A 7,609-nucleotide genomic window follows, 5' to 3' on the forward strand; every position below is an offset into this window, starting at 1 on the left:
CAACTCAACTCCGCTTTTAAGCACATTTCAATTTTTCTATTTTATTTGCTGCTCTACTTTATTCACCACATCCTGAATTGTTTTGCAGCTAACTAGCGTATAAAAATCAATTTCTGTATTGAGCTTTTGAGAAAGTTTCTGAGCAATACTCATGAGTTGTTTCGGACGAATCCCTATATCTAATATTTCACTTCTATAAAAAATATCCATTTTTTCAGCTTGGCTGTCAGCTATGCATTCACGGAAAACCGATAAAACCGAATCCCCCACTTCAGCTACTGATGACGATGCTTTAGAAGAGTTTGCAGACAACGTAGAAGATACATAAATTTTCCCCTGAGCGATTTCTTGCACAGCTTTACGATCAATTTTTCCATTTCGGGTCAAAGGTATGGTTTCGACGGCCAAATATTTCGAAGGAATATGTGAACTCGGCAAATGTATTTTTAAGAAGTTCTTTAATTCAGGGCTATTTAGGCGAGTAGTTTTATATTTATTTTCTAGGGTATAAACGGCGACTAACTCTTGAGTTTCAGTTGTTGGATGTACACAACTGATCACCACACAGTTATGGATATACGGGTTCTTCATCAAAGCATTTTCAACCTCGGCCGCAGAGATTCTCACACCTTTTATTTTTAAATAACCTTCTTCACGTCCAGCAAAAATAATATTTCCATCTTCCCTAAAATACCCTTGGTCACTCATACGAAAAGCAGTTTGAGTTTCATTTTCGCTCACTTGAATATCAATGAAATCTTTATAATTAATTTCCCCATCAAGTAAATAACCATTCGATAAATTCAGGCCAGTCATATACATGGTACCGACCTCGCCCATTTGGCAAGGCTTCAGATTTTCATCCAAAATAAAATAACGGTTATTTTCTAAAGCTTTCCCATACGGAATAATTTCCTGATCTTGCTCATTTATTTCATGCCATATACTCCAAATTGTGGTCTCGGTAGGCCCACCTAATGAAAATAAACGAGCGTTAGGCAATTGTTGTCTTAACTTCGCTATAAGTGAGGGCTTGATATAGTCGCCGCCTTGGGCAATTAAACGCAAAGACTGTAGTTGTTCTTTTTGAGCTACACTGAACAGCATATCGACAATGGCAGGCACACTGCTCCAAATTGTAACCTTGCAACGATCTACTAAATTGGCCCAGACAACGGCATTTTTACTTTGCTCAAAAGATGGAACCACCAAAGTTGCACCCACTGCCATTGCAGCAAATATATCAAATACCGACATATCATGATGAAACGGTGTTACCGCCATAATTACATCGTCAGCAGTAATTTCCCATTCCGAGATCGTCTGTTGTAGCGTGTTTTCTGTCGCTTGGTTATTTAAGACCACACACTTCGGAGTTCCTGTACTTCCCGAAGTATATAAATAATATGCCGGAAGTCGGTTAATTTCGGCATTAAAGCTCGGTTTGTACTCAGTTGTAGCCGATAAAATCTCGTTAATATTTAGTATTTGTACACCTGCAATAAATGAGTCACTCACCACAACATCTGCCCGACTATTCGTCAATAAATAGTTCAGTCGCGATGGCGGAGAATCCATATCTACAGGTAGCCAAATGATGCCAGTGAGCGCACATGCTAAAGCTGTATAAATATGCTCAGGACTTTTTCTCAGGCAAATTGCCACCACCGACCCTGTCGCCAAGTCTTGCTTTCTTAGCGCATACATAACTTTGGCGACCTGAGTCCCTACCTCAGCATAACTAATGCTATGGTCTTCAAAAATGAGTGCTGTTCGATTGGAATTTTGCTCAAAAATATTTTCATAAATTCGCTTTAAGAAATTTTCTACGTTGTTATTTTTATCATTCGTTTGCCCTAAATTTTGACTCAAATCTTTTAACATTTATCTTGGTCCTCACCCTATTCTTTATGCAATACCACCCAACCTAATATTCAAAACAAAGTTATAAAAATGTCGTTTTCATCGCTGTTTGTTTGAATAATAGATACCCCAGCACAATAATATAAATGATAATCATTTACAATTACTATTAAGAGAAATATCAATTTCTTTCTTTTAAAAGACATTAATAAAAAATGATAAATATCAAAATAATAAAATAATTTTTCTATTCGGTTTAGTCGTTTAGTGAACTAATTCTATCGTCTAAAACCCACAATTAATAATGATTATTATTTACATTAAGAGCTAACTTGGTTATCGTAGCCATAGAGAGGTTACATCTATATCAATTATCGCGCTCTATAGTAATCATTAAGCTTGGGTTATATATATGACAAAAATTGCAGAAAAATCGAAACAAGAATATGGCGACTTACTAAAAGAAAAAGACCATTTACAAGATATGGAACAGCTTGAGATGACTATTGTCTCGATCCAGACGCCGTATCCTTCTATTGTAAGAATTCAAGGAAAAATCAACACATTACAACCAGAGCTTTGGCAAGCTCCCAATTTGGCAATTCGTTTAATTGTGAACAATCCGCCAGAGGGACAACCCATTTCACGCGTCTATACGGTCCGTTCATTTAACCCTGTAAATGCTCAAATCGAAATTGATTTTGTTAAACATGAAGATTTAAGCCCAGCAATGGAATGGCTTAATTCGGCTCAAGTGGGTACAAAAATCGGGCTTATTGGTCCCCGCCCCCATTTCATTCCCAATTTCACAGCCAAAAAGCATGTGGTCATGTTTGCCGACGATACGGCTGTACCCGCGTTATATTCAATACTCAAGCAATGGGAACTCGGCATAAGTGCGGATATTTTCATTGAAAGTTTTGAAAAAGATATTGCTAGTCAATTACCCGAAATTGAACATGTCAAAATTCATTCGTTCTATAAAGAACATCACACGTCACAGAAAGGCCTTCTTTTAAAAGCAGCATTTGCGCTAGAAAATTATGAAAATATTACGATTTGGGCAGCTTGCGAACGCAACGAAGCAAGAGCCTTACGTCAATTTTTTCTAGAAGACCAACAGTTAAATAAAAATGACGTGCGCATTGCTGGCTATTGGAGAGATGGCATATCAAGTTCAGAGTTAGACAAATTGCGTGCTCAACATTATCAGGAACATATTCAGCAAGGTAAGACCTTGAACGAATATGATGACCTCGATTTGGCAAATTAAGTTTCTTTTACATACAAATAGGCACTGGCTCTGGATATACCTAAATGTTGGGCAACCGTTTCCACAGCCTTTTTAATTTCTAATAAACCATTATTCTTGAGTTCTTGTATTAATTGCTTTCTCTCATTGAGTTTTAGCATACGCGGTGTAGTGGCATGTTTTGAAGCAAACTGATCGATATATCTTCGAATTGCTTCCGTGCCATTCGGTTCCAAGTTTTCAATAATGTTGTCAGTTTCAATTTTAGTGAAATGCTCTAAAGCGCTTTGCATCCCTCTAAATAAGGTTAAATCAATATTCATACATAAAGCGGCTACGTACTGGCCCTCTTCATCTTTAATGCCGATCGAGGTGCTTTTTGCAGGGCGACCATCTGCAAACTGGTTAGCATAGTTTGTAATAAGGTTTGGAAACTCCGGAGACATAATTCTTGCCAGCCCCAACTCAGTTGCCGGATCTCCAACTTTTCGGCCTGATAAATTATTGTGTATTGAAAGTATGGCATGCTCAGGATTGGTTAAGTCATGGACAACCACTTCACAAAAAGGCGCTAGTGTTTCACTTAACCCTTTCGCGATAGTATCAAGTTGAGTGAGTAAATGTTTATCACGATTGCCCAATGTATTTCTCCTAATGACTTAATTACTGTTTCAAACCCTAGAGTGAAGTACACAAACAGTAATTTAGACTTTTTATCTAATTTTAAACTTAATGTAAATCAAAATCTTATATCTCATTGTTATCAAATTAAAAAATAAATTAGACATTTTATCTAAATATATATATTTTATCTAAACAAGGTCAATAGATTGTGCTTTCCTTGGCAATACGAAATCTTGCATCCGAAAACATTGAATAGAATCAGGTTTAATTATGAAAAATTTAACCCTTCCCACTTATGAAGATGTCGCAGCCGCTGCTGAACGTATAAAAGATTTTATAAATAAAACTCCTGTTTTAACTTCACGTACGGTGAACAATGAATTTGAAGCAGAAGTGTTCTTTAAATGTGAGAATTTTCAGCGTGTAGGCGCTTTCAAATTTCGTGGTGCCATGAATGCACTTTTGCAATTTAATGAGACTCAAAAGAAAGCAGGTGTAGTTGCTTTTTCTTCGGGAAATCATGCACAAGCCATTGCGCTTTCATCAAAAATTCTTGGTATTCCAGCAACCATTATCATGCCTAAAGATGCACCTGCTGCAAAAATGGCAGCAACGCGAGAATACGGCGGCAATATTGTTGAATTTGACCGTTATACGGAAGATCGGGAAAAAATTGGAAAAGAGATTGCCGAAAAAAATGGTCTGACATTAATTCCGTCTTATGACCATCCGCATGTGATTGCAGGTCAAGGTACGGCTGCTAAAGAGTTATTTGAAGAAGTCGGTGATTTAGATTACCTGTTTGTATGTTTAGGTGGCGGCGGTTTGTTGGCAGGTTCTGCCCTGTCTGCTCGCCAGCTTTCTCCGAACTGTAAAATATATGGCGTTGAACCTGCGCTAGGAAATGATGGGCAAATGTCTTTTAGAAAAGGCGAAATTGTTCATATTGATACCCCACCAACCATTGCCGATGGCGCGCAAACTCAATATTTAGGCAAATTGACCTTTCCTATTATTCAACAGAAAGTTGATGATATTTTGACGGTCACAGACGAAGAACTCATCAACGCTATGAAGTTCTTTGCTGAAAGAATGAAGATGGTGGTCGAACCGACTGGATGTCTCGGATTTGCGGCTGCCCGTAATTTAAAACATGAGTTAAAAGGCAAACGTATCGGCATTATTATTAGTGGTGGCAATGTCGATATTTCTAAATACGCGGAGTTTTTATCTGCTTAATCAAACTCAGTGTCTATCTATAATTTCTTTTAAAGCCTTATAGGTAGGCATTTATATGTAATGTCTTTTAAAAAAAGCCTGCTTTATACAGGCTTTTTTTATATCTAAAATTTAAAACGAATATTTATAAAAATCTTAATCATCTTAAAAATGCAACAATATGTTGCATCTACTCTATTTTTAGCTTTACCCCACAGGTTTAACATATTCCTTAAGAGATAAATAATAATTGAGGAGATCGAGTCATGAATGCTTATTTGCATCGTAGTGAAGATCGTGGTCATGTTAAAGCAGGCTGGTTAGAGTCTTATCATAGCTTTTCGTTTGGTAGCTGGTATAACCCTAAATATATGGGGGTAAGTGCACTTCGAGTCATTAATGATGACCGAATCGATGCCCACAACGGTTTCGGCACTCACTCGCATGACAATATGGAAATTTTAACCTGTGTGCTTGATGGTGCAATTTCCCACCGTGACACCATGGGAAAGAAGGCCAGATTAAAGCAGGTGAATGGCAACTTATGAGTGCCGGTACAGGTGTCGCTCATAGTGAGATTAATAACACCGATACGCCAGTGCACTTATTACAAATCTGGATTATTCCCGATGTAAAAGAAGCCGAGCCAAATTATCAGCAAATTAGTTTGGACCCACGTAATCAACCTAACGAATGGCATTTAATTGCAGGGCCTGATGCAAATGCACCAATGCATATTCGCCAAGATGCAGAGGTAAAATCTGCTGTACTTGAAAAAGGTCGTGAACTGCCAGTTGAGACTTCAAAACGAGTAAATTACGTTCATGTAATTTCAGGTGAAGTCCGTATTGGTGAGTACGAAGTGAAAGCGGGTGATGCTCTGGTCTTTGAAGATAATGCCGTGATTCATGCAAATGAAGACAGCCAATTTATCTGGTTTGATTTACCTTAAACTGCTTAAAAGCCCTTTTATATGAAAGGGCTTTTTAGTCACTGCTACCGCCCCCATCACATCCGCCTGAGTCGGAAAATGATGAGCAATCATTTGATGAATGAGAACTATGGTGACTGTTATCGTAAATATGGTGGTGTGGTGAATGTGTTGAAGCTGAATAATCATGCTCACCCGATGGTGAATAATTTTTTGAATTTCTGAGTAATGCGATTAAGCAAATGATTCCAATACTCGAAAAAATGGCAATAAATATCACAATAAATAACTTCAAATAACGTCCTCCTTCATACAGCTATAGAGATCATTGTTGTTTTTCTCTTTCATTATTTAAAGGAGCCATGCTGAATAAACAAGTTATTTTTTGATAAGTACAGCACAGCCCCCTTTCTTATGACTCGTATTTAGCCGCTACTGGCACAACCCTAAACTTTTCATTTGCATGTAGTTAGACCTCGTAAAAAACACTCAAACACACTCTCCCGCTCGCTTACCCCACCAGAGCTTAAAAGCTGAATGATTGTGCCTTCCACCATATATAAAAATAGTTTGGCATCGGTAAAAGAGACATCGGGTTTTAGTGTTCTAAGCTGGCTATAAATCTCATTTTTTAGCCATGTTCTATAGCGCACTGCGGTTTGATAAGCGTTGGGATAACTATTTTTAATCTCAAAAACGGCTTTAAATAATAAGTAATACGGCCCTTCTAGATCGGTATGTAAGTCATAAAGTTTTTTGAGTTTATCTATTGCAGGAGTGCTTAAGTCATACTCGACCATTGCGATCACTTGTTCTTGGAGCTTTTCTTTTTGCACCATGAGGCAGATTTCAATAAGCCTTTCTTTAGAGTGAAAGTAATTATAAAAAGTCGCTTTTGTAATCTCTGATTCTCTCACTATTCTGTCAACGCCAATAAGGTGAAACCCACGGTGATGAAACAGATCAATCGCTTTATTTACAACATATAAGGCACGTGTTGGGAGAACTAAATTTGGCATAGTTTTACCGTTATAAATTCTTGTTGTTTGTAAATGAGATACTTTTTTGGGAGAAAAAAAGGCACAGCAAAGCCTATAAAGACTGTGCTTGGCACATCTCAAGTTTTATAGTTGCTAAGTTTTTGGTTGTGACGATTTAAAGCCTGAAAGCGCTAATAGCCCTCAAACTGTTTTAAAGTTTATGTGGTGTCGTTATAGCTTTTGGCAAAGGCTGCCAAGAAATAATGGATGTGCAAAGCCAACTCCTTTTTATTGGGAGTTCTGCCAAAGCATTAAAATTATGGTGGCAGAACGAAAGAGGGTTGACGAACTGGTCACACGAGGCCAGCACACCCGAAGGTGTCCCCCTTCCGTCCTACCGCTACGAGAGGGAGACGAAGAGCTGCCCAAAACTATCCCTCAGAAGGAATAATTCTGATACTCGTGTGAAACGGTTCGTCAAAACCGACTGGCAATGTGGCCAGCAGGCAAAGGATAAGCTTCACATTTATTGCAGTCAAGCACACAAAATGACATTTGCTTTAATTTAGATCATTAAAAAAGTAAGGCTAAATAATGAGTAAGTTATTGTTTAAGAGGGGTTTATAAAGGGGGGTAAGATGATGGAATATGATAGTACAGCTTTTAAGAAGACTGTCCTCAACATTATAGGGTGACCAAGAAATATTAATTCAATTAATTATAGGGTGTGTTGACACTTTT

Annotated in this window: 6 protein-coding genes and 1 pseudogene; 3 read left to right on the forward strand and 4 right to left on the reverse strand. The window is 37.8% G+C overall.

All coding sequences use genetic code 11. The annotated features are described in order from the left end of the window. Positions 1 to 36 precede the first annotated feature (36 nt). Positions 37 to 1,884, reverse strand: coding sequence for an acinetobactin non-ribosomal peptide synthetase subunit BasA (basA, locus tag RFX69_RS11270; protein WP_289332521.1), 1,848 nt, complete (start codon positions 1,882 to 1,884; stop codon positions 37 to 39). A 391-nt stretch (positions 1,885 to 2,275) separates the two neighbouring features. Between basA and bauF the strand changes: the two genes are divergently transcribed. Beyond that, positions 2,276 to 3,136, forward strand: coding sequence for an acinetobactin utilization protein BauF (gene bauF, locus RFX69_RS11275; RefSeq protein ID WP_216116374.1), 861 nt, complete (start codon positions 2,276 to 2,278; stop codon positions 3,134 to 3,136). Here bauF and RFX69_RS11280 read toward each other — a convergent pair. Beyond that, positions 3,133 to 3,756, reverse strand: coding sequence for a transcriptional regulator (locus RFX69_RS11280; RefSeq protein ID WP_000528173.1), 624 nt, complete (start codon positions 3,754 to 3,756; stop codon positions 3,133 to 3,135). The genes bauF and RFX69_RS11280 overlap by 4 nt on opposite strands. A gap of 253 nt (positions 3,757 to 4,009) precedes the next feature. Here RFX69_RS11280 and RFX69_RS11285 point away from each other — a divergent pair, with 253 nt between their 5' ends. Both RFX69_RS11285 and RFX69_RS11290 read left to right on the forward strand, forming a co-directional pair. Then, positions 4,010 to 4,978, forward strand: coding sequence for a threo-3-hydroxy-L-aspartate ammonia-lyase (locus RFX69_RS11285; RefSeq protein WP_086266815.1), 969 nt, complete (start codon positions 4,010 to 4,012; stop codon positions 4,976 to 4,978). Between the two features lie 245 nt (positions 4,979 to 5,223). After that, positions 5,224 to 5,909 (forward strand): annotated as a pseudogene (locus RFX69_RS11290) (pirin family protein). 34 nt (positions 5,910 to 5,943) lie between these two features. Here RFX69_RS11290 and RFX69_RS11295 read toward each other — a convergent pair. Further along, complete coding sequence (locus tag RFX69_RS11295; protein WP_001989555.1) at positions 5,944 to 6,183, reverse strand: hypothetical protein; 240 nt, start codon at positions 6,181 to 6,183, stop codon at positions 5,944 to 5,946. A 160-nt stretch (positions 6,184 to 6,343) separates the two neighbouring features. Then, entirely contained in the window at positions 6,344 to 6,907 is a 564-nt protein-coding gene (locus RFX69_RS11300) for a TetR/AcrR family transcriptional regulator (RefSeq protein ID WP_289332522.1), read from the reverse strand. Between the last annotated feature and the right edge of the window lie 702 nt (positions 6,908 to 7,609).

The sequence above is a fragment of the Acinetobacter sp. 148 genome, assembly GCF_031196675.1.
GTDB classification, from domain to species: domain Bacteria; phylum Pseudomonadota; class Gammaproteobacteria; order Pseudomonadales; family Moraxellaceae; genus Acinetobacter; species Acinetobacter baumannii.

Bases quoted from the DNA above. Each gene is read 5' to 3' on its own strand.
- basA (WP_289332521.1), bottom strand. From the start codon at position 1,884: ATGTTAAAAGATTTGAGTCAAAATTTAGGGCAAACGAATGATAAAAAT.
- bauF (WP_216116374.1), top strand. From the start codon at position 2,276: ATGACAAAAATTGCAGAAAAATCGAAACAAGAATATGGCGACTTACTA.
- RFX69_RS11285 (WP_086266815.1), top strand. From the start codon at position 4,010: ATGAAAAATTTAACCCTTCCCACTTATGAAGATGTCGCAGCCGCTGCT.
- RFX69_RS11300 (WP_289332522.1), bottom strand. From the start codon at position 6,907: ATGCCAAATTTAGTTCTCCCAACACGTGCCTTATATGTTGTAAATAAA.